This window comes from Micromonospora sp. WMMD980, from assembly GCF_029626035.1.
Classification (GTDB): domain Bacteria; phylum Actinomycetota; class Actinomycetes; order Mycobacteriales; family Micromonosporaceae; genus Micromonospora.
Genome location: NZ_JARUBE010000003.1, coordinates 3112344 through 3132280, shown reverse-complemented (window position 1 = coordinate 3132280; position 19937 = coordinate 3112344). Strand labels below are relative to the sequence as shown.

The 19937-nt window shown below is 73.4% G+C and carries 22 protein-coding genes; 10 read left to right on the top strand and 12 right to left on the bottom strand.

The window, feature by feature from the left end; translation table 11 throughout:
- Window positions 1–169: 169 nt before the first annotated feature.
- Window positions 170–505: a hypothetical protein gene (locus tag O7618_RS14660; protein WP_278106651.1), complete on the bottom strand. Its 336-nt coding sequence runs from the start codon at window positions 503–505 to the stop codon at window positions 170–172.
- 402 nt (window positions 506–907) lie between these two features.
- Between O7618_RS14660 and O7618_RS14655 the strand changes: the two genes are divergently transcribed.
- Window positions 908–1705: a helix-turn-helix transcriptional regulator gene (locus tag O7618_RS14655; protein ID WP_278106650.1), complete on the top strand. Its 798-nt coding sequence runs from the start codon at window positions 908–910 to the stop codon at window positions 1703–1705.
- Window positions 1696–1896, top strand: a complete 201-nt coding sequence (locus O7618_RS14650) for a DUF397 domain-containing protein (RefSeq protein ID WP_278106649.1) — start codon at window positions 1696–1698, stop codon at window positions 1894–1896. Before O7618_RS14655 ends, O7618_RS14650 begins: the two co-directional genes overlap by 10 nt.
- A gap of 54 nt (window positions 1897–1950) precedes the next feature.
- On the opposite strand, the gene O7618_RS14645 is transcribed toward O7618_RS14650, so the two are convergent.
- From O7618_RS14645 to O7618_RS14630, 4 genes are all read right to left on the bottom strand, one after another.
- Window positions 1951–2085: a hypothetical protein gene (locus O7618_RS14645; RefSeq protein ID WP_278106648.1), complete on the bottom strand. Its 135-nt coding sequence runs from the start codon at window positions 2083–2085 to the stop codon at window positions 1951–1953.
- 858 nt (window positions 2086–2943) lie between these two features.
- Complete coding sequence (locus O7618_RS14640; protein ID WP_278106647.1) at window positions 2944–3264, bottom strand: antibiotic biosynthesis monooxygenase; 321 nt, start codon at window positions 3262–3264, stop codon at window positions 2944–2946.
- A 19-nt stretch (window positions 3265–3283) separates the two neighbouring features.
- On the bottom strand, window positions 3284–4081 hold the full coding sequence (locus O7618_RS14635; RefSeq protein ID WP_278106646.1) for an exodeoxyribonuclease III: 798 nt from the start codon (window positions 4079–4081) through the stop codon (window positions 3284–3286).
- Window positions 4082–4118: 37 nt separating this feature from the next.
- The gene (locus O7618_RS14630; protein ID WP_278106645.1) at window positions 4119–5039 is read right to left on the bottom strand and encodes a PAC2 family protein; all 921 of its coding nucleotides are present in this window, start codon (window positions 5037–5039) and stop codon (window positions 4119–4121) included.
- A 391-nt stretch (window positions 5040–5430) separates the two neighbouring features.
- Here O7618_RS14630 and O7618_RS14625 point away from each other — a divergent pair, with 391 nt between their 5' ends.
- The 3 genes from O7618_RS14625 (at window position 5431) to O7618_RS14615 (ending at window position 7326) form a co-directional block, all read left to right on the top strand.
- Window positions 5431–6303 (top strand): peptidase M23, encoded by an 873-nt coding sequence (locus tag O7618_RS14625; RefSeq protein WP_278106644.1) that lies wholly within the window; start codon window positions 5431–5433, stop codon window positions 6301–6303.
- Window positions 6304–6403: 100 nt separating this feature from the next.
- The gene (locus O7618_RS14620; protein ID WP_278106643.1) at window positions 6404–6544 is read left to right on the top strand and encodes a hypothetical protein; all 141 of its coding nucleotides are present in this window, start codon (window positions 6404–6406) and stop codon (window positions 6542–6544) included.
- 41 nt (window positions 6545–6585) lie between these two features.
- Window positions 6586–7326, top strand: a complete 741-nt coding sequence (locus O7618_RS14615; protein WP_278106642.1) for an EcsC family protein — start codon at window positions 6586–6588, stop codon at window positions 7324–7326.
- A 31-nt stretch (window positions 7327–7357) separates the two neighbouring features.
- Here the strand turns inward: O7618_RS14615 and O7618_RS14610 are convergent, their stop codons facing one another.
- Both O7618_RS14610 and O7618_RS14605 read right to left on the bottom strand, forming a co-directional pair.
- Window positions 7358–8203 (bottom strand): GDSL-type esterase/lipase family protein, encoded by an 846-nt coding sequence (locus O7618_RS14610; RefSeq protein ID WP_278106641.1) that lies wholly within the window; start codon window positions 8201–8203, stop codon window positions 7358–7360.
- A 126-nt stretch (window positions 8204–8329) separates the two neighbouring features.
- Window positions 8330–8929 carry an antibiotic biosynthesis monooxygenase gene (locus O7618_RS14605; RefSeq protein ID WP_278106640.1) on the bottom strand — a complete coding sequence of 200 codons (600 nt, stop codon included), beginning with the start codon at window positions 8927–8929 and terminating at the stop codon, window positions 8330–8332.
- 161 nt (window positions 8930–9090) lie between these two features.
- Here O7618_RS14605 and O7618_RS14600 point away from each other — a divergent pair, with 161 nt between their 5' ends.
- Genes O7618_RS14600 through O7618_RS14580 form a run of 5 tightly spaced genes read left to right on the top strand, consistent with a single transcriptional unit; the run spans window position 9091 to window position 13659 of the window.
- Window positions 9091–9354, top strand: a complete 264-nt coding sequence (locus tag O7618_RS14600; RefSeq protein ID WP_278106639.1) for a DUF6343 family protein — start codon at window positions 9091–9093, stop codon at window positions 9352–9354.
- A gap of 11 nt (window positions 9355–9365) precedes the next feature.
- Entirely contained in the window at window positions 9366–10778 is a 1413-nt protein-coding gene (locus tag O7618_RS14595; protein WP_278106638.1) for an NADP-dependent succinic semialdehyde dehydrogenase, read from the top strand.
- A gap of 42 nt (window positions 10779–10820) precedes the next feature.
- Window positions 10821–11786 (top strand): TIGR03885 family FMN-dependent LLM class oxidoreductase, encoded by a 966-nt coding sequence (locus O7618_RS14590; protein ID WP_278106637.1) that lies wholly within the window; start codon window positions 10821–10823, stop codon window positions 11784–11786.
- A gap of 37 nt (window positions 11787–11823) precedes the next feature.
- On the top strand, window positions 11824–13401 hold the full coding sequence (locus tag O7618_RS14585) for a Na+/H+ antiporter (protein WP_278106636.1): 1578 nt from the start codon (window positions 11824–11826) through the stop codon (window positions 13399–13401).
- A complete protein-coding gene (locus O7618_RS14580) occupies window positions 13402–13659 on the top strand; it encodes a UBP-type zinc finger domain-containing protein (RefSeq protein ID WP_278106635.1) in 258 nt (85 codons plus the stop codon).
- 1 nt (window position 13660) lies between these two features.
- Here O7618_RS14580 and O7618_RS14575 read toward each other — a convergent pair whose 3' ends face one another.
- From O7618_RS14575 to O7618_RS14555, 5 genes are all read right to left on the bottom strand, one after another.
- Window positions 13661–14194 carry a GNAT family N-acetyltransferase gene (locus tag O7618_RS14575; RefSeq protein WP_278106634.1) on the bottom strand — a complete coding sequence of 178 codons (534 nt, stop codon included), beginning with the start codon at window positions 14192–14194 and terminating at the stop codon, window positions 13661–13663.
- A gap of 12 nt (window positions 14195–14206) precedes the next feature.
- The gene (locus tag O7618_RS14570) at window positions 14207–15499 is read right to left on the bottom strand and encodes an MFS transporter (protein ID WP_278106633.1); all 1293 of its coding nucleotides are present in this window, start codon (window positions 15497–15499) and stop codon (window positions 14207–14209) included.
- Window positions 15500–15888: 389 nt separating this feature from the next.
- Window positions 15889–16674, bottom strand: coding sequence for a hypothetical protein (locus tag O7618_RS14565; RefSeq protein ID WP_278106631.1), 786 nt, complete (start codon window positions 16672–16674; stop codon window positions 15889–15891).
- Between the two features lie 170 nt (window positions 16675–16844).
- Window positions 16845–17165 carry a multidrug efflux SMR transporter gene (locus O7618_RS14560; protein WP_278106629.1) on the bottom strand — a complete coding sequence of 107 codons (321 nt, stop codon included), beginning with the start codon at window positions 17163–17165 and terminating at the stop codon, window positions 16845–16847.
- A gap of 87 nt (window positions 17166–17252) precedes the next feature.
- Complete coding sequence (locus tag O7618_RS14555) at window positions 17253–19862, bottom strand: glycoside hydrolase family 9 protein (protein ID WP_278106628.1); 2610 nt, start codon at window positions 19860–19862, stop codon at window positions 17253–17255.
- Window positions 19863–19937 lie beyond the last annotated feature (75 nt).

Genomic DNA, 19937 nt, shown 5'->3' with positions numbered 1-19937 from the left:
AGTCGCGCGAACGTGCGGGGTTTGCTTTGGGGGTGCACGGAAAGCCCTTCTGTGCTCTCGCTGCGTGTGGGGGAATCTTTGTGCGCGTTGCGTGCTGGTAGGGCCTGGGAGCCTGCGCGCGAGGCCGAGGCAGGCGGCCCGCGCTCCCTCGGCAAAATCGGCCGCGCCATCAGGGCCGGCCTACGATCGAACGCCTGAACGGGCCCCACCCCACAAAGCGCTCGAACATCTCGCTCGGGCTCTGACCGTCGTGCGGGTTCAGGTAGTAGAGGTCCCGCATCGCCTCATACATGAGGCCGGCGAGGTAGATCGTCAGACCGGGCATGTCGGTCTCGTAGTCGACCCGCAGCAGAAGCCGGGCGTGCGGGCACGGCCACGGCTGGCCGCAGGCACGGCAGGCCCACGATGGGCGCAACGGTGTGTGCGGCGGCTCCGTACTGGTGTGGTAGCCCGGGTGCTTGGCTTCAGGGCCCGGCGTCGGGAACGGCAGAATCGACGTGATCACCGATGGCCCCCGTTCGCGCGAAACGTCTGAGCCGGCGTGAGGTTGCCCGCACGGCCCGGGTTGGTGGTCGGGAAAACATCGGTCGGGGCAGTGGCCCACGCCGGGCGCTGCGGTGCCGGACGCGGGCCGGGCTTCGGCGAATCGGGGTCACAGCGCCAGAACCGGAGTCGCACGGCTGGCCTCCTTCGGTCGGTGAGAAAGCGGAGCCGCCCCGCCCCTTCCCGAGACGGCTCCGCTCGGTTCCGCCCCCGGCTCGTGCTCCGCAAGCGGTTCCGTTAGTGACACTCTGGTGTGGAGGCCGCTACCCTCGGAAGGCCCTTCGTGCAGGTGGGCGGGGCCGGGCGGCCAAGTCGCCGACCTGTAGAGGCGTGAATAGTTGATCTCAAGGTGTGGGGACCGTTGATGGCCGACTTGCCGCACCCGCTCGCGCTGTTCATCGTCAGCGAGATCCGCCGTGCCCGAGGGGCCTCCGGGATGACGCAAGAGGCGTTCGGGCGGGTTGCAGGCTTCAGCGCATCGCACGTCAGCGCGATAGAGGGCAGCACACGGGCGCTCACCATGGACTTCATTAAGGGGTCCGACAGGGCGCTCAGCACCGGCGGCATGTTTGAGCGCCTGGTGGAGAAGCTAGACGTGCCGTCATGGTTCCTGCCCTGGCTCGACGCGGAGCGCGCCGCGACGCAGCTCCGATGCTGGCAACCGTCGCTCGTCCCGGGACTGCTTCAAACGGAGGACTACGCCCGTGCCGTCATCCGGTGCGACGACACGCTCAGCGATGAAGAGGTCGACCGGCGGCTAGCCGATCGGATGGAGCGGCAAACGATTCTGACCGGCGGCAACGCCCCGCAGTTCATCGCTGTCATCGCCGAGGCGGTGCTACGCCGGGCGCGGGAAGACTTCCGGCAGGTCATGGCCGGTCAAATAAAGCACTTGATTGCGCTCGCGGAACGGCCAAACATCAGCGTGCACGTACTGCCAGACGACATCAGTATGCACGTCGGCCTGACCGGGCCCTTCAGCCTTGCGCGCTCGCCCGAGCACACCTGGCTAGGGGAGATGGAAAACCAGCTCGGCGGGGTGGTCATCGAGAAACCAGCCGATGTGGATACTCTGATGACGAGGTGGACGGTCCGCAACGAGGCCCTACCCCGCCGCCAGTCAATCGAGCTGATGAAGGAAGTTGTGAACTCGTGGACCTGATCGGCGCTCACTGGCGCAAGTCATCCCGCAGCGGCTCCGGCGGCGGTAACTGCGTGGAGGTAGCGGACAACCTGCCCGGCGTCGTTGGCGTGCGGGACTCCAAGGACCCGAACGGGCCGGCGCTTGCTTTCGAGCCGGCGACCTGGCAAGGCTTCGTGGACTTCGCGAAGCGCATCGGCCCCGTCGGCTGACCCAGCACAGACGAATGCCCCCGGCGCACGTCGGGGGCTTTCGCACGTCCAAGGCTAGGCCCGGTGGCGCAGGAGCCGCAGCACCTTCGCGGCAGGCTGCTCGGCGGTGGTCCGCTCGTCGGCGCGGCCCAGCTCGTATGCCTCCTCGAAGACCTCAGCCGGCGCCCGCTCCCGGCGAGCACGGCGCACAGCGAGCCAGCCGGCGGGCAGTGCCAGAGCGGCCAGGCCGAAGACGTAACGGTGCGCTGCTCCGGCATGGAGAAATCCGCGGTGCGCTGCGCAGGGACAGCGGCGGCCGGAAGCGGGGCCTCGGTCGACGCCGCGCCGGACGGCACGGGCACGCTCACGGCCTCCGGCCGGACGACCGCCCGCGACGGGCTAGGCGCTGGCGCGGCGGGCTTCGCGGGGGTGGCCGTGCGGCCTGCTGTAGTGGCCGCTACCGACTTCGCGGGGGCAGGCGCGGATGTGGCCCGGGTGCGGTCCGGGGCCGGCGCGGTGGGTGACTCAGGGGTAGGGGAGGGGGCGAGCCTCGGGACGGTGCCGAGCACGCCGTCAACGGTCCCGGTGACGCCCCCGACGACGCCGCCGAGCAGGTCGGAATCGTCGCTCGGGGCGGGCGTGGGAGAGAGGGCGAGGGCGAGTGCGGTTGCGCTCACGGCGACCTCCGGGGGTGGGTTGGCTGGTGAGGCCGGTACCCGGGGTGACCAGGGCGTAAGCATCGGGCGGCGACGCCCTCGGGGGACGTTCGGGGCGGTGTCGGACAGGCCCGGCGCACCGGATCGTCAATGCCCACTCGACCCGCTCGGCTGATCGGCCCTGCCGGGCCGGCGGGTGCCTGCAATGCCGTGACCTGCACTCCTGCGCCCAGCTCGACTGGGCCCTGGAGCGCTACGCCCACTACGCCTCGATCATGCTGCGGAAGCCCTGACCGCCGCGTCGCTCGCGGGGTCGATCATGAAGTTGGCGGCGACAATTCGGACAATATGTGCGGCTAACTTCATGATCGACGCCGTGGGTCGGCGGGGTGGGGCGGCGTGGGGCGGGGGGTCAGGAGGTGGGGGTGGGGACCTGGAGGGCCACCTCGAACTCCAGCAGCGTGGCGCCGGTGGCTACCGGCTGGCGGGGCTCGGGGCCGTCGGTGGCGTGTGCGGCGCGGGAGGGGCCCTGCGCCCAGGCCTGGTAGGCCTCCTCCGTCTCCCAGCGGGTGTAGACGAAGTAGCGGGTCTCGCCGGCGACCGGGCGCAGCAGCTCGAAGCCGAGGAAGCCGGGGAAGTTCTCCACCGCGCCGGCCCGGGCCGCGAACCGCCTCTCCAGCTCCTCGCCGGCGCCGGGCGGGACGTCGATCGCGTTGATCTTCACGACTGCCATGCGTCCACCCTACGGCGGCTCAGAGCGCCTCGACGGCCGGCACCCGGTCGGCGTCGACCACGATCGGGGCGTGGTCGGAGGGGCCCTTGCCCTTGCGGGCCTCCCGGTCCACGTAGGCGGCGCGGACCGCGTCGGCGAACGGCGCGGTGGCGTAGACCAGGTCGATCCGCATGCCCTTGTTCTGGTGGAACATCCCGGCCCGGTAGTCCCAGTAGGTGTACGGGTGCGGCCCCTTCATCGGGGTGGGCACCACGTCCGCCAGGCCGAGGTCGCGCAGCGCGGCAAGGGCGGCCCGTTCGGCCGGCGTGACGTGGGTGGAGGTGGCGAACAGCGCCGGGTCCCAGACGTCGGCGTCGGTCGGCGCGACGTTGAAGTCGCCGCAGACGGCGAGCGGCGGGCCGGCGGCCACCTCCGGCTCCAGCGCGTCGCGCAGCGCGGCGAACCAGGCCAGCTTGTAGGCGTAGTGCGGGTCGTCGGGGGCGCGGCCGTTCGGCACGTACACCGACCAGACCCGGACCCCGTCGCAGGTGGCGGCGATGGCGCGGGCCTCGGGCTCGGGGAACCCGGGTTCGCCGGGGAAGCCGACCGTCACGTCGGCCAGCCCGACCCGGGACAGCACGGCCACGCCGTTCCACCTGCCGTCGCTGTGGCTGGCCACCTCGTAGCCCAGCTCGCCCACCTCGGCGACGGGGAACGCCCCGTCCGGGCACTTCGTCTCCTGGAGGCAGACGACGTCGGGCTTCGTGCCGGCCAGCCAGTCGAGCAGCCGGGGGAGGCGGGCCTTCACCGAGTTGACGTTCCAGGTCGCCAGGCGCATGGTCCCAGCCTGCCGCATCCGGTTCGGCCGCGCCCGCTCAGCGCTCCGGGGTGTCGCCCGGGTGGGTCTGCTCGGCGAGGAAGCGTTCCAGCTCGGCGCCCAGCTCGTCGGCGGTGGGCAGCGGGCCGGTCTCGGCGGCGAGCAGGTTCTTCTCGCCGCGCCCGCGGGCGAACGCGTCGTACTGCTCCTCCAGCGCCCGGACCAGCGTGGCCGCCTCCTCGGTCTGGGCCACCTGACGGTCGATCTCCACCCGGATCGTCTCGGCGGCGGCGCGCAGGCCGTCGCGCGGCAACAGCAGGCCGGTGCCCTTGGACACGGCGGCGAGCAGCGCCTCCGCGGCGGCCGGGTATTCGGTCTGGGCGACGTAGTGCGGCACGTGCGCGGCGAAGCCCAGGGCGTCGCGGCCCTGCTCGCCGAGCCGGTATTCCAGCAGGTGCCCGACGCTGGCCGGCACCTGCACCTTCTGCAGCCAGGGCTCGTGCCCGGCGATCAGCTCCGGCCGGGTGGCGTGCGCGGTGACGCCGCTGGGCCGGGTGTGCGGCACGGCCATCGGGATGGAGTTGAGCCCGACGGTGAGCCGGACGTCGAGGCGGGTCGACAACCCGGCGACGGCGGCCACGAAGCGTTCCCACTGCAGGTCCGGCTCGGGGCCGGTGAGCAGGAGGAACGGCGTCTCGTCGTCGTCGTGCAGCAGGTGCAGCTCGAGTTCCGGGGCGTCGTACTCGGCCCAGTGGTCCTCGACGAAGGTCATCACCGGGCGCCGGGAGCGGTAGTCGAACATCTGGTCGACGTCGAACCGGGCGATCGTCCGCGCGTCCAGCGAGGTGAGCAGCTGCTCCCGGGCCAGCCGGGTGGCGCTGCCCGCGTCGACGAAGCCGGTGAGCGCCTGGATCAGCACCGGCTGACCGAGGTCGGGCAGCTCGTCGGTGAGTTCGTAGAGCTCGTGTGGGTCGAGCACCGGTGGGTCCTCCCTGTCGACACGTACGGGGAGTGCCGCGCGACGGCGCGTCCCCGACTCGGCAAACGTACCGGGGGGCGTGGTCCATTCCGTTACGGACCCGTCCGGTGCCCGGAACATGATCACAGTTCGGCCACGCCCCGGTCGCGCGGTCCATCCCGGCTCGGCCGAAAGGACGAGTTAGTCGATCATCGGCGGCGGGGGGAGCGGTTGCGAGGATCCTGCCCGAGCGCCCCCGCCCCGTGGCGTACCGGAGGTTCGCCCGGTCCGCGAGGTTGGTGCCGGACCGGGCCCGCGCTTCCCGCGATGTCCGGCTGAGAGGGGATGAAGTGTGGCGAGGGCCACCCTTTGGGCCTGGGTGATCCCGGTTTGCCCTGCCTAGCCTCGTCGGATGCGTGACGACGGCACCCTCGACGACTCGAACGGCCCCGCCCGCCCGACTGGCCGTTCGGAGGAAACCCCCTCCACCGAACGGGTAGACGATACCCCCTCCATCGACCGCACCGCCGCCCCGCAGGGCGCCGGAACCCTGCGTACCCGCCTGCGGGGTGCGGTGAACCGCCGCACCAAGCTGGTGGTCGCCACCGGCGCGGCCTGCTGCCTCGGGCTGGTCGGCGTCAGCCAGGTCGGCTTCGGCGCGGCCGACCGCGCCACCCGGCCGGCCCCCGCGGCGGAGGTCGCCGAGCGGGCGGCGCTCGACGCCGCCTCGCGCAGCCTGGCCCGGCCGAGCACCGCCCCGACCACCCCCAGCGCCGCCCCGTCCCCGACCGCCACGCCGAAGGCGAAGGTCAAGCCCAAGCCGGAGCCCAAGCCGAAGCCCCGCCGGATCGTCCCGGTCGCCGGCCTGGACCGCGTCCAGATGGACAACGCGGTGAAGATCGTCCGGGCCGGCAAGGAGATGGGCGTGCCGCGTCGCGGGCTGGTCATCGCGGTGGCCACCGCGATGCAGGAGAGCACGCTGCTCAACTACGCCAGCGGGGTGCTGCCCGAGTCGCAGAACTACCCGCACCAGGCCATCGGCTGGGACCACGACTCGGTCGGGCTCTTCCAGCAGCGCCCGAGCAGCGGCTGGGGCACCGTCGAGGAGCTGATGGACCCGGAGTACGCGACCAGGGCGTTCCTGTCCGCGCTGGAGGAGATCCCCGGCTGGCAGGACCTGCCGCTCTCCGTCGCCGCCCAGGCGGTGCAGATCTCGGCGTTCCCCGACGCGTACGCCCAGCACGAGTGGAACGCGGGCGCGGTGGTGGCCGAGATCCTCGGCTGAGGAGGTGGACGGTTGCCGGAACGCCGGTTCGGGTACCAGGGACTTGCCGGTTCCAGGTACACATGATGGGAACCGCGGACTGGAGGACACCATGTCGCTGATGCAACGGATCACCGCCTTCCTCCGCTCGCCGCGCGGCCAGCAGTTGGTCGACCGGGGTCGGCGCGAGATGGCCAAGCCGCAGAACCAGGAACGCCTGCGGCAGGTCGCCAACCGCCTGACCTCGACGCGTCGCCGCTGACGGCCCGTCCACCCCCCGCCGCACGACCCCCGGAGCGTCCCGTGACCGACCCCGCCCCCGTCGACGGGGAACCCACCGTTCCCGCCACCCCGGTCCCGCCGGTCGAGGCGCCCGAAGGGCCCCCGGCCACCCTCTGGGACCGGATGCGGGAGGACCCGCAGTACGCGCCGGAGCACCTTGCCCTGGAGGCGGTGCGCCGGCTCGGCCCGGAGGCCGCGCAGTGGGCGTCCCGGGAACGGGCGCAGCGTCCGGACGCGCCGCCCGAGCAACTGGCCGACCAGGCGGTCCGCAAGTTCGTCAACCACGCCCGGCTCTCCGGCGCGGTCTCCGGGGCCGCCGGGCTGCCCGGCGCGGTGATCGACGTGGGCGTGCTGGCCTGGACCCAGGCCCGGCTGGTGCTGCACGTGGCGGCCGCCTACGGCGCCGACCCGACGAGCCCCGACCGGGCCACCGACCTGCTGGTGCTCCAGCGGGTGCACAAGGCCGCCGAGACCGCCCGGCTGGCGCTGGGCGTGGCCGCCGGCCGGGAACGGGCCGGCGCGCTGTTCGGCTCCGCAGGTGATCGGGCGCTGGGCCGGGTGATGCTCCAGCTCGGGGTGCGGCTGGCCCGGATGGCCGGCGTGCGCGCCGCCAAGCGGATGTTCGCCAAGGTCGTCCCCGGCGCCGCGATCATCCTCGGCACCTGGGCCAACTCCTCGGCCACGAAGGAGCTGGCCGACCGGGCCCGCGCGCTCTACCGCGCCGCCGGCCCCCGGCAGCTTCCCGGCCCGCGCCGGCCCTGACCGGGCTCCGGCCCGTCGGGACCGGCCCGGTTCAGTCGCGTGCCCACCCGGACGCGGTCCAGGCCACCTCGGCCAGCCGGCCCTGACCGGCCGCGTTGGGGTGGAACCAGTCCAGCGCGTTCACCTGGTCCAGGCTGAACCGGTGCCGGTGCACCGCGCCGCCGTCCCAGCGGCAGCGCGACCCGTATCCCCGGCAGGCGGCGCGGAGCTGGTCGTCGTACGCCTCGATCCGATCCTTGACGCGGGCCCGGCGGGCCGTCACGGCGGGCGTTGTCGACGTGGCGTCGGCCAGCAGCGCCGGGCAGACACCCCGCTTCCAGGCCCGCACGGCGCGCGACTCGGTGTGCCCGATCTCCCAGAGCCGGTGCAGGTCCGGGATGCTGACCACCAGCACCCGGGCCTTCGGCCGGCCCTTGCGCAGCACGGCGAGCGCGGCGTCGACCTGGTCGCGGAACGTGGCGACGGGCGTCATCGCGTCGACGTCGCCCCGGCACACGTCGTTCGCCCCGGTCAGCACGGTGACCAGGTCGGCCTTGTCGCGTACCGCGGCCCGGGCCTGGTCGGCGAGACCTGCCGCGCGGGCGCCGGGCACCGCCCGGTTGTCCGCGCGCAGCGCCGGCGTGTCCGCGCGCAGCCGCCGGTAGAGGCTCTCCACCCGCAGGCTGTCCCCGGTCGACCAGGAGTTGCGTTCGCAGCTCACCAGCACGAGACAGGAGCCGAAGCCGGTGCTGACCGAGTCGCCGAGCGCGGTCAGCACCCGGGGCGCGCCGGGGCGGGTCGACTCGGTGGGGCGGGGCGAGGCCGAGCCGGAGCCGTCACAGGCCAGCGCGACGAGCGCGGCGAGGCAGGCGAGCGCGGCGATCCAGCGTCGCGGCATGCGGTCCTCCGTCCGGCGGCACGCAAGGGCGGATCGACCCTATGCGCCTCGACCGTCGGTACGGGAGGTCTGTCGCCTTTCCGGCATCGACACCTGTCGTTCACATTCGTGTGCGATGAACGGCGGTCAGCGCCGCCAGGGGGCCGGGTGGCCGTGCAGCCACCAGTGCAACGCCCGGGTGATCCGGGGCAGCACCAGATAGGTCATCAGCGGGGTGAGGACCAGCGTCATCAGCAGCGTCCGGCCGGCCAGCGGCACGCCGGCGGCGAACCGGGCGGTCAGTAGCGTGGCGGTGAGGCTCAGCGGGAAGAACGCCAGCCAGATGGTGACCGCCTGCTTCCAGCGCGGCGGCGCGACCGGGGCGGTCGGCTCGGGCTCGCCGAACGTCTCCACCACGTGGTCCACCGGGGCGTCGAACCAGCCCTCGATGCCGGTGCGGCGCTCCACCCGGGTGTGCTCCACGATGCCCTGCGCCGAACTCAGCCACCAGCGCCGCTGCGGCGAGTCCTCCCAGCCGTGCAGCGTGTCCGCGTCCGCGAAGCGGTACATCACGTGCCACTCCCCGGAACCGGGTGCGCTGCGGACGAAGCCGGCGCCCAGGAACCCGGGGAAGCTCTCCGCGAGCGCCGTGCCGGCCCGCATCCACGCCACCATCTCCCCGGTACGCGCCGGGTCGGCGCGCCGGGACACGGCGACGGTCACGGGCCCCGCCTGCATCGTGGTCATGCCATCCTCTCCACCGCCGCGGGATCTCCGCCTCTGCCGGCAGCACGATCCAACGCGGCCACCCGCCCGCCGCATCCGCCGCGTACCCGATCCGTGTCCGGGATCACCGGTGCCGCGGAGGGCACCGGTTAGTCCCGGCGGTGCCGGGGTAGCCGGGAGGAATGACCCGATCACAGCCCCGCCGCGCCCGAGGCACGGTCGGCCACGCGAACAGCGCGCTGAACCTGCGCCTCGCGCTGGCACTGTTCGGCCTGGTCGTGATGACCGTCCTCGCGGTGTTCGCGTTCGCCGCCGACCTGGCCTGGCTGGGCGTCGTCTGCGCGGTCCTCGCCGTGGTGGCCGTGGTCGATCTGGTCGTCATCCAGCGCCGTCGCGCCGCCCGCCGCCGGGAGGAGCCGGGCGTGCGGCACTCGCTGTTCGAGTGACAGGAGTAGACATGCCCATCGCCACCACCAATCCCGCCACCGGACAGGTGCTCAAGACGTACGACGCGATGTCGGACGAGCAGATCGACGCCGCGATCGAGCGGGCCCACCTCGCTTTCCAGCAGTTGCGCGACACCACGATCGCGCAGCGGGCGCGCTGGCTCACCGCCGCCGCCGACCTGCTCGACGCCGAGCGGGACTCCACCGCCCGGCTGATGACCACCGAGATGGGCAAGACGTTCGCGGCCGCCAAGGCGGAGGTCACCAAGTGCGCCACCGCCTGCCGCTTCTATGCCGGGAAGGCGCCGGAGATGCTCGCCGACGAGCCCGCCGACGCCGCCGCGGTCAAGGCGAAGCGGGCGTACGTCCGCTACCAGCCGATCGGCCCGGTGCTCGCGGTGATGCCGTGGAACTTCCCGCTGTGGCAGGTCATGCGCTTCGCCGCGCCGGCCCTGATGGCCGGCAACACCGGCCTGCTCAAGCACGCCTCCAACGTGCCGCAGACCGCGCTCTACCTGGAAGACGTGTTCCGCCGCGCCGGTTTTCCGGAGGGCGCGTTCACCACGCTGCTGGTCGGCTCGGACGCGGTGGAGCGGGTGCTCACCGACCCGCGGGTCCGCGCCGCCACGCTCACCGGCAGCGAGCCGGCCGGCCGCTCCATCGCCGAGATCGCCGGCCGGGAGATCAAGAAGACGGTGCTGGAGTTGGGCGGCAGCGACCCGTTCGTGGTGATGCCCTCGGCCGACCTGGACCGGGCCGCCGAGGTGGCCACCACGGCCCGCTGCCAGAACAACGGCCAGTCCTGCATCGCGGCCAAGCGGTTCATCGTGCACACCGACGTCTTCGACGCGTTCGCCGAGAAGTTCGCCGCCCGGATGTCGGCGCTGCGCGTCGGCGACCCGATGGACGAGAACACCGACGTCGGCCCGCTGGCCAGCGAGCGCGGCCGGGACGAGGTGCACGCCCAGGTGGCCGACGCGGTCGACCAGGGCGCCACCGTGCTGTGCGGCGGCGAGAAGCCGACCGGGGACGGCTGGTTCTATCCGCCGACCGTGGTCACCGACCTGCGACCGGAGATGCGGATGTGGAGCGAGGAGGTGTTCGGCCCGGTCGCCGGCCTCTACCGGGTCGGCTCGTACGACGAGGCGATCGAGGTGGCCAACGGCACCAGCTTCGGGCTCGGCTCCAACGCCTGGACCACCGACCCGGCCGAGCAGGAGCGCTTCGCGGTCGACCTGGACGCCGGCAACGTGTTCGTCAACGGCATGACCACGTCCTACCCGGAGCTGCCGTTCGGTGGGGTGAAGAACTCCGGGTACGGCCGCGAGCTGTCCGCCCTGGGCATGCGGGAGTTCTGCAACACCAAGACGGTGTGGATCGGCGCGGGCGAGGCCGGCGCGGGCGCCGGCGCGCACGCCGAGTGAGGTGAGGTTGGCCGGACGCCGGCATGGGTAGGAGTGCTGCCCATGACGGCGTTCGGCTTCCACGCATCCCATGAGCAGATCCACCCGGCCGCGCTGCTGGAGGCGGTGGTCCACGCCGAGCGGGTCGGCTTCGACGCGGCGATGTGCTCCGACCACTTCTCGCCGTGGAGCGAGCGGCAGGGCCAGTCCGCGTTCGCCTGGTCCTGGCTCGGCGCGGCGCTCCAGGCCACCAACCTGTCCCTCGGCGTGGTCAACGCGCCCGGCCAGCGCTACCACCCGGCGATCATCGCGCAGGCCATCGGCACGCTCGGCGCCATGTACCCGGGGCGGTTCTGGGCCGCGCTGGGCACCGGCGAGGCGAGCAACGAGCACATCACCGGCGACCCCTGGCCCCGCAAGGACGTCCGCAGCGCCCGGCTGCGCGAGTGCGTCGACGTGATCCGCGCGCTGCTGGCCGGCGAGGAGGTCAGCCACGACGGGCTGGTCACCGTGGACCGGGCGAAGCTGTGGACCCGCCCCGAGGAACCGCCGGCGCTGGTCGGCGCCGCGGTCAGCGTCGCCACCGCCCGCTGGTGCGCCGAGTGGGCCGACGGGCTGATCACGGTCAAGGCGCCGGTCGACCACCTCCGGCAGATGATCGACGCCTACCGGGACGCGGGCGGGCGTGGGCCGCTGCACCTCCAGGTGCACGTGAGCTGGGCGCCCGAGCAGGCCGAGGCCGAGGCGATCGCGTACGAGCAGTGGCGCAGCAACGTCTTCGCCCCGCCGATCTGCTGGGACCTGGAGACCGCCGAGCACTTCGACGTGGCCAGCGCGGACGTGCCGATGTCGAAGGTCACCGACACCGTCAACGTCTCCAGTGACCTGGGCCGGCACGTCGGCTGGCTCCAGGAGTACGTCGAGCTGGGCTTCGACCAGATCGCGCTGCACCACGTCGGGCAGGAGCAGCGGGCGTTCCTCGACGCGTTCGGCGCCGAGGTGCTGCCTAAGGTGCGGCCGACCGCGTGATCACAGGCGGTCCCGTCGACGCCTAGGCTCGTACCCCATGGAAGCTCTGTTCGAGGTCGTGGTGTTCCTGGCGATCGCCACCTTCGGCGCGGCGCTGGCCCGCCGTCTCGGCCTGCTCGCCCCGATCCTGCTGGTCGTGCTCGGCCTCGCGTTGTCCTTCCTGCCGTTCTTCCCGCACGTGCGGCTGGAGCCGGACCTGGTGCTCGTCGGCATCCTGCCGCCGCTGCTCTACGTGGCGGCGGTGAACACCTCGGTGCCGGCGTTCCGGCTCAACCTGCGGCCGATCCTGCTGCTCGCCGTCGGCCTGGTCATCTTCACCGCGTTCGTGGTGGGCACCGTCGTGCACCTGTTCCTGCCCGACCTGCCGTACGCGATCTGCGTGGCGCTGGGTGCGGTGGTGGCGCCGCCGGACGCGGTCGCCGCCACCGCGGTGGCCCGGCGGGTCGGCCTGCCCCGGCGGGTGGTCACCATCCTGGAGGGCGAGAGCCTGGTCAACGACGCCACCGCGCTGGTGCTGCTGCGGGTGGCGATCGTCGCCGCCACCGCCTCCACCGGCGGCGTCGGCGTCGGCTACGTGGCCCGGGAGGTGCTGGTCGCCACCGGCGGCGGCATCCTGGTCGGGCTGCTCGGCGTGGTGGTCTTCGGCTACCTGCACAAGCGGGTCAGCGACCCGGTGCTGGACAACGCGCTGTCGCTGATCGTGCCGTTCGCGGTGGTGTACGCCGCCGAGGAGATCCACGCCTCCGGGGTGGTGGCGGTGGTGGTGACCGGCCTCGGCATCGGGCACAAGCTGCCGATGCTCATGTCGGCGGCCTCCCGGTTGCAGGTGACCGCGTTCTGGCGATTGATCCAGTTCCTCCTGGAGGGGCTGGTGTTCCTGCTGGTCGGCCTGCAACTGCCCGAGGTGCTGCGCGACCTCGACGAGCCATTCGGCTCGCTGGCCGCGATCACCGCCGCGGTGCTGGCCGCGGTCTTCCTGGCCCGCTTCGTCTGGCTGTTCCCGGCCACCTACCTGGCCCGGCTGGTCCCCCGGGTCCGGCAGCGCGACCCGGCGCCGCCGGTGCAGTTCCCCATCGTCATCGGCTGGGCCGGCATGCGTGGCGTGGTGACGCTGGCCGCCGCGCTGGGCCTGCCGCTCACCCTGGCCGACGACCGGCCGTACCCGCGCGCGCTGCTGATCTGGCTGGCGTTCGCGGTGATCGTGGCGACGCTGGTCGGGCAGGGCGCGACGCTGCCGTGGGTGGCCCGGCGGCTGCGGCTGCCCGCGGACGATCCGGTGCAGGACGCGCTGTCGGCCGCCGGGGTGCAGCAGCGGGCCAGCCGGGCTGCCTGCGAACGGCTGGACGCGCTGGCCGGCGGTGCGCCGGATGCGGTGGTGGAGCGGCTGCGCGGGCTCACCACGTCCCGCGCCAACGTGGCCTGGGAGCGGCTCGGCGGCACCGACCGGGAAACCCCCTCCCAGGCGTACGCCCGGCTGCGACAGGAGATGATCGACGCCGAGCGGGAGGTGTTCCGGGCCGCCCGCGACTCCGGGCAGATCCCGGAGGAGGTGCTCACCCGCGCCTACCGTGATCTGGACCTGGAAGAGTCCCTGCTGCGACAGGAGGTCGACTGAATGAGCTGCCAGCACCTGACCGAGACGGGCGACGCCGAGCCCGTCACCACCACCGAGTGCCCCGACTGCGTGGCGGTCGGCAACCGCGACTGGGTCCACCTGCGCGCCTGCCTGGACTGCGGGCACGTGGGTTGCTGCGACTCCTCGCCGTACCAGCACGCCACGAAGCACTTCGAGTCCGCCGGGCACCCGGTGATGCGGTCGATCGAGCCGGGCGAGTCGTGGCGCTGGTGCTTCGTGGACGAGGAGATCGGCTGACTCAGTCGAGCCGGCGGGCCAGCACCTGCCCCGGCCACGGCGGCCGGCCCGGCCGGGTCACCGTGAACGGGTCGGTGGCGGTGTAGCCGCAGCCCTCGTAGAAGCGGACCAGCGCCCGGTCCGGGCTGCGGAAGCAGTCCACCCGCAGCAGGCCCAGACCGCGTTCCCGGGCCAGCTCCGCCGCGTGCGCCAGCAGTCGTGCGCCGATCCCGCGACCCGCGTACGCCCGGTCCGTGACCAGCAGATTGACGTACAGCTCCGGCTCGGTGGCCGGCGGCACGTACTCCGTCGCCGCGCCGACCACCAGCGCGCCCACCGCGGCGCCGTCGACCTCGGCGAACCACAGGCCGTCACCGTGGGCGTAGCCGTCGGCCTGGCCGATACGGCGCGGGTCGGTCGAGGCCGGGCCGGTGCCCCACTGGTCGGGCCGGCCGCGCTCGGTCAGCCACGCGATGGCGCTGTCGAACAGCCGCAGCACGATCGGCGCGTCCGCCGGCCCGCCGGGCCGGATGGTGATGCTCTCCTGCTCGGTCATCACGCCATGCTGCTACACGTCCCCGACCGGCGGGGTGCCGGCCGCGACGCCGGCCGGACGCGCGACGGGGACCGGCGCCGGCCGGCTCGCCACCGCCCGACGAGCCAGCGCCGGGGCGGCCAGCCCGACGACGGCGAACAACCCGCCGAGCACCAGCCAGCCCGTCCCGCCCCCGCCCAGCACCAGCAGCGTGAGCAGCCCTCGGCCGAGCGCCTGCGCCAGCCCGGCGAGCAGCCCGTCCGCGCCCTGGTAGGCCCCGATCGCCCCCGGCGGGGCCAGGTCGTAGGCGAGGCCCGCGCCGGCCGCGCCGTGCCACAGGTCGCCCACCGTCCACACCGCCGTCGCCACCAGCAGCAGCGCCACCGCCGGAAGCACCGGCAGACCGGCGGTCACCGCGTACAGCGGGCACGCGGCAGCCAGCACCAGCCCGGCGCGGCGCAGCTTCGCCGCGGCCGGCGCGGCGGTGTCCGCGCCCCGGCTCAGCCGCACCGCCAGCAGCACGGTGAGCACCGTGTTGGTGAGCAGCACCGCGGACACCACCGGCGGCGGCGCCCCGGCGCGACCGACCGTCCACAGCGGCACCACCAGCACGAGCACGGTCACGTGCGTGCCGAGCACCGCCGACGCGCCGCTCGCCGCGAGGAACCAGCCGTCCCGCAGCGGCCCGCCGCGTTTTGCCACGCCGGCCGCGCGCCGCGAGGCGGGCTCGGCGGCGTGTCGTGGCGCGCCGCCGGGCACCTGCGCCGGTAGTCGCAGCAGCAGCGCCGCCGAGAGCAGATAGGTGGCCGCGTTGCCGACCACGAGCACCTGGTACGCCCGATGGGTGTCCACCGCCAGCGCGAACCCGGCCAGCGCGGTGCCGGCGCTGATGCCCAGGTTGGCCACCGCGCGCAGGGTGGCGAACGCGTGCACCCGGCCGGTCGGGCCGCCGACCGCGGCGACCAGCGCCGCCCGTACCGCCAGGTTGCCGGCGGCCAGCAGCGCCTCCGGCACCGCCACCACCAGGAACACCGCGAGCGAGTCGACGAGCAGGTACGCCGCCGCGGCGAGCGCCTGGCCCACCTGGAGGGCGGCGCGCAGCGTACGAGGGTCCCACCGGTCGGCCAGCCCACCCAGCGGCACGCTGGCGGTCAGTCCGACCAGGCCGGCGACGGTCAGCCCGGTGCCCACCGAAGTGGCGGAGAGGCCGACGTCCCGGGTCAGGTAGAGCGCGCCGCCGGCCAGCCAGAGCCCGGTGCCGACGGTGTTGGCCAGGGTGGCGAGCGCCAGGGTGCGCAGCGGGCCGGGCGGCGGCACACCCCTCATCGGCGACGGACCGGCCCGGTCGCGGAGCCCTCGGTCATGACGTCCCCATCGGCGGTCATGGCACCGACGCTAGGCGTGGGCGGTCCCTTGTCGTGGCCCGGGACGGCGCGACGCCTGTCACACCGGTCGGCATCGGCGTCCTCCGGCGTCGGGTCCGCTCGGGCGTGTCGCCGACGGCAGACAGTGCCGTGGAGAGCGCCATGACTCAGAGTCATAATTATGACTGTCAGTCATGACGCTCGAAAGCGCACACTTCTGGCGGGAGCAACACGCTGCGTGTTCGTCCCCCGCCCGCGGACTGCCGCGCGGACGCCGGGGACGGTCAGCGGCTGGCCGCGCGCTCCCGTGGGTGCGGCACCCGGACCGACGCCATGCCCGCCGTGTCCCGGTCAGCCGGGCGGCAGCCGTTCGGTGGCGAGGCAGGAGATGAGGCAGCGTTCCTTGGCGTCACCGAGCAGCCGGGCGGTCCAATCGGTGAAGCCGCCGGCGCCGACCTCGTCAACGCCGTCGGACAGGGTGAGACGCAGCGCGGCGGCCCGGTAGTAGCCGCGTCCGCGTTGCCGCTGCGGCTCGTCACGCAGCGGAACCGGGCCGTGGCCGAGCGCCGGGCGGACCGTGTCGGCGAGCCGTTCGCCGACCACGGGGTCGAGTGCCGTGATGTGCATCCGGGGCGCGGCGGTCGGAGCCAGGTCGGCCAGGACCGTACGCCAGAAGCGGAGATGTCGGGTCAGTAACCGGGCCTCGGTGCGACCCGATCCGGTGTCCCGCGCGGTGGAGACCAGCGCGCAGAGCCGGAAGTGCGCGGGCCGGCCGGGGCCGAAGTCCTGTGCGCGGAGCACCCGGTGCATCGAGGCGAGATGCACCTCGTCGGCGTGCCGGCGGCGGTTCGCCGCCTCGACCGCCAGGGCGTTCGTCGGGTCGCTGACCACCTCGGTGCCCCGCATGGTGGAGACGATCCGGTGCTGGCTGACCGGTGCGACGGCGGCGCAGGTGCCAAGCGGCGCAACCGGCGACAGCTCGACACAATGCACGTCGCTGGGCAGCAACGCCCAGATTCGTCCCTCCAGTCGGGACAGTGCGCGCGGGTCGGCGGTTGACGGCCGGACGAACCGATCCTCCTGCCAACGCCGCAGCACCTGCGCCGGACGGACGGCCGTGGCACGGTCACTGGCCACGGCGAGCAGAAGTGTCCGTAGATCCGCCGCGGGGAGACCGGCCAGGGCCGCGCGGGTGCCGGCCGGCATCGCCGACCACACACGGGATTCCGCGGCTGCGTCCATGCGCTCACCCTCGCGTACGCCTCGACGCATGTCCATCGGGTTACGGCGATCCCGCCACGCCAGGTTCAGTGGGCGCCGCCCAGGTTGAGTACCACCACGCCGGCGATGACCAGGGCGGCGCCGACCACCTTGGTCACGCTCAGCGGCTCGCCCAGGAACGCCGCGCCGACCGCCATGATCGCGGCGGTGCCCAGCCCGGACCAGATCGCGTACGCCACGCCGACCGGGACGTCCCGAACCACGAGCGCGAGCAGCCCGAATGCGGCCAGGTAACACGCCACCAGGCCGACCGTCGGCCAGAGCCGGGTGAAGCCGTCGCTCGCCTTGAGCAGGCTGGTGCCGATCACCTCGGCCGTGATCGCGAGGGCCAGGAGCAGGTACGCCATCCGGGGACCGTACCCGGCTGCGACGATCGTGGAGCCGTGGCACCGGATGCGGGGTGCCACGACTCCACGATCGGAGGGACGGATCGCTCAGGAGACGGTGCAGGCCCTGCCGTTCAGGGTGATCAGGGTGGGGTCGGGGTTGGGGGCGGTGGAGCCGGTGCCGTTCAGGCCGAACGTGGTGGACGCGCCGGGAGCGAGCTTCGCGTTCCACGGCAGGTTCTTCGCGGTCACCGTCGCGCCGACCTGGCTGACCTCCGCCGACCAGGCGTGGCTCACCCTCTGGTCGGCGAGGAACGCCCACCGCAGGCTCCACCCGTCAACCGCCTTCGTGCCGGTGTTGCGCACCGTCACCTGGGTGGTGAAGCCGGTCGGCCAACTCCCGTGGGTGGCGTACGAGACCGCGCAGGTGGGCGCCGGCACGGCCGCCGAGTCACCCTGGTCGGCCAGGAACGAGGCGAGCCAGGCCAGCGCCGAGTTCCAGTTGATCGCCACCTCGTTGGTCGCGTACGAGTTGATGTTGTCGACGTAGCAGAACATCGGCGCGCAGCCGGCGAGCAGGTTCGCGGCGTACGGGTCCTGGAGGGCGGCGTTCGGGCCGCCGGCGAGCGAGCCGGCCGGCGGGTTCGGCAGGGCCGGGTCCAACTGGTTGCCGAAGATCCGGCTGTGCTGGTTGTGCGCGTTCTGCTCGCCCCAGCCGGTCACGTACGACATGTTGAGCGCGTTGCGACCGAACAGGTAGTCGGCGCTCTGCACCGCGCCGTCGCGGTACTTCGCGTCCCGGCTCAGGTCGAACGCGGTGGCCAGCACGATCGCGTTGTTCACCAGGTTGCTGTTGCTGCCCCAGACGTACGCGTCGGCGGTGCCCGGCATCGCCAGCCCGTACGCCTGGTCGGCGACCGTGGCCAGGTAGCGGTCCGCGGCGGCGGTGACCGAGGCGCGGATCCGGGTCTTCTCCGCGGCCGGCAACGTGTTCGGCACGGTGGCCAGGTCGAGGCGGCCCAGCGCGGCCACGCTCTGCCAGCCGAACGCGCCGTTCGCGGCGAACACGTCGGCGGTGTGCAGCGGCGAGCCGGTGACGTCGGCCAGGTACGCCTTGTCACCGGTGGTCAGCCACAGCTCGACCGCGGCCCAGTAGAACTCGTCGGTGACGTTGGTGTCGTCGTAGGCGCCGCCGCCGGTGCCGTCGCTGGCCGAGGCGTAGATCGCCGGGTGCGCCTTGGCCGCCGCGTACGCGGTCTTCGCGGCCGTGCCGCAGCGGGCCGCGTAGGCGGCGTCGTAGGGGGCGAACAGCCGCGCGCACTGGGCGGCGACGGCGGCCAGGTTGAGCGTGGCGGCGGTGGACGGCGGGTGCAGCTCGCGCGGCTGCGGGTCGTCCTGCGGGGCGAGTGGCAGGCCGGTCCAGTTCTGGTCGTGGATCTTGTGGTGGACCATCCCGGCGAGCGGCTTGCCGGCCGGCACCTGCATCCGCATCAGGAAGTCCAGTTCCCAGCGGGCCTCGTCGAGGACGTCCGGGACGGCGTTGCCGCGCTCGGGCACCCGCAGCGTGGCGTCGCCGAGGGCCGCGCCGCCGTCGGCGGTCTCCGCGGTCTTGGTCCGCTCGAACGCGTTGAGCAGCTGGTAGGTGGCGATGCCGCCGTTGACCACGTACTTGCCGTGGTCGCCGGCGTCGTACCAGCCGCCGCGCACGTCCAGCTTGTAGTCGCAGACGCCGGGCTGGCAGGGCACGTCGGTGTCGCCCTTGTTGGGGGCGACGTCGAGGTGGCCGGCGGGGCGGGCGTACTCGTCGCCGATCAGGTCGCCGTCGATGGCGATGCCGCTGCGCTGGGCGTAGAAGAACTGGAGCGAGTCGGCGCGCAGCCGGTCGTAGAGCGTGCCGGAGATGTCGAACGGGTGGCTGGTCTCGCCGTCGACGGTCAGCGTGTAGCCGGTGCCGGGCGTGCGGTAGGCGGAGAAGTCGACGGTCTGCACGTTCTGCGCGGAGGCGTCGTCCACCCCGCGCGGCGTGCTCTCACCGCTGGCGACCACGGCTCCGGCGGCGGACTTCAGTTGCCAGCGCAGCGCCTCGGTGGCGTCGGTGACCACGGTGGCGTGCTTCGGCCCGCCGGGCAGGTAGCCGACCTGGTTGACCCGGACCCGCGGGCCGGTGTCCGGCTCGTAGGGCGGGGCCGCCTCGCCGCCGCGCAGCGACACGTTGTCGAGGCAGAACGTCTGCGCCTGGGCGCTGCCGCCGACCTGGAAGATCAGCTGGGCACCGGCGTTGTCGGCCGGCGCGGTGAACGTGGCGCTGACGTGCTTGGCGGTGGCGGTCGCGGTGGCGTCGACGCTCGCGTACGTCGTGTAGGGGGCGCTGCCGAGCTGGAGCACCGCCTTGAGCGCCGCGCCGGGGGTGGCGGAGACGTCGAAGGACAGCTCGTACTCGGCGCCGGAGATCAGCGGCACCGCGTCCTGGCCGATGCCGGCGTCCCACGGGTTGGCGGTGCCGGCGGCGACCGTGGTGCAGAGCCGGCCGTCGGCGACCGCCAGCTCGCCGGTGCCGTAGGAGAACCAGGGGGAGACGCCGGCGCTGAAGTCGCCGTTGCGCAGTTGCTCGGGGGCGTCCGGGGGTACTTCGGCAAGGGCCGGACCGGCGGTGGCGCCGGTGAGGGCCAACGCGGCGGCCGCGGTGAGCGCGACCAGCCGACGACGGGATCGGGTCACGGAGGTTCCTTCCGTGCTCGGGGGCGGGGGAGAGAGAGCACGGGAGCTGGGAGCGCTCCCAATATCAAGCCGATG

What these genes read in the sequence shown, in the direction of transcription:
- O7618_RS14655 (WP_278106650.1), top strand. Translation starts at nt 908, where the DNA reads ATGGCCGACTTGCCGCACCCGCTCGCGCTGTTCATCGTCAGCGAGATC.
- O7618_RS14640 (WP_278106647.1), bottom strand. Translation starts at nt 3,264, where the DNA reads ATGGCAGTCGTGAAGATCAACGCGATCGACGTCCCGCCCGGCGCCGGC.
- O7618_RS14635 (WP_278106646.1), bottom strand. Translation starts at nt 4,081, where the DNA reads ATGCGCCTGGCGACCTGGAACGTCAACTCGGTGAAGGCCCGCCTCCCC.
- O7618_RS14625 (WP_278106644.1), top strand. Translation starts at nt 5,431, where the DNA reads ATGCGTGACGACGGCACCCTCGACGACTCGAACGGCCCCGCCCGCCCG.
- O7618_RS14620 (WP_278106643.1), top strand. Translation starts at nt 6,404, where the DNA reads ATGCAACGGATCACCGCCTTCCTCCGCTCGCCGCGCGGCCAGCAGTTG.
- O7618_RS14610 (WP_278106641.1), bottom strand. Translation starts at nt 8,203, where the DNA reads ATGCCGCGACGCTGGATCGCCGCGCTCGCCTGCCTCGCCGCGCTCGTC.
- O7618_RS14605 (WP_278106640.1), bottom strand. Translation starts at nt 8,929, where the DNA reads ATGACCACGATGCAGGCGGGGCCCGTGACCGTCGCCGTGTCCCGGCGC.
- O7618_RS14600 (WP_278106639.1), top strand. Translation starts at nt 9,091, where the DNA reads ATGACCCGATCACAGCCCCGCCGCGCCCGAGGCACGGTCGGCCACGCG.
- O7618_RS14595 (WP_278106638.1), top strand. Translation starts at nt 9,366, where the DNA reads ATGCCCATCGCCACCACCAATCCCGCCACCGGACAGGTGCTCAAGACG.
- O7618_RS14590 (WP_278106637.1), top strand. Translation starts at nt 10,821, where the DNA reads ATGACGGCGTTCGGCTTCCACGCATCCCATGAGCAGATCCACCCGGCC.
- O7618_RS14585 (WP_278106636.1), top strand. Translation starts at nt 11,824, where the DNA reads ATGGAAGCTCTGTTCGAGGTCGTGGTGTTCCTGGCGATCGCCACCTTC.
- O7618_RS14580 (WP_278106635.1), top strand. Translation starts at nt 13,402, where the DNA reads ATGAGCTGCCAGCACCTGACCGAGACGGGCGACGCCGAGCCCGTCACC.
- O7618_RS14575 (WP_278106634.1), bottom strand. Translation starts at nt 14,194, where the DNA reads ATGACCGAGCAGGAGAGCATCACCATCCGGCCCGGCGGGCCGGCGGAC.
- O7618_RS14570 (WP_278106633.1), bottom strand. Translation starts at nt 15,499, where the DNA reads ATGAGGGGTGTGCCGCCGCCCGGCCCGCTGCGCACCCTGGCGCTCGCC.
- O7618_RS14560 (WP_278106629.1), bottom strand. Translation starts at nt 17,165, where the DNA reads ATGGCGTACCTGCTCCTGGCCCTCGCGATCACGGCCGAGGTGATCGGC.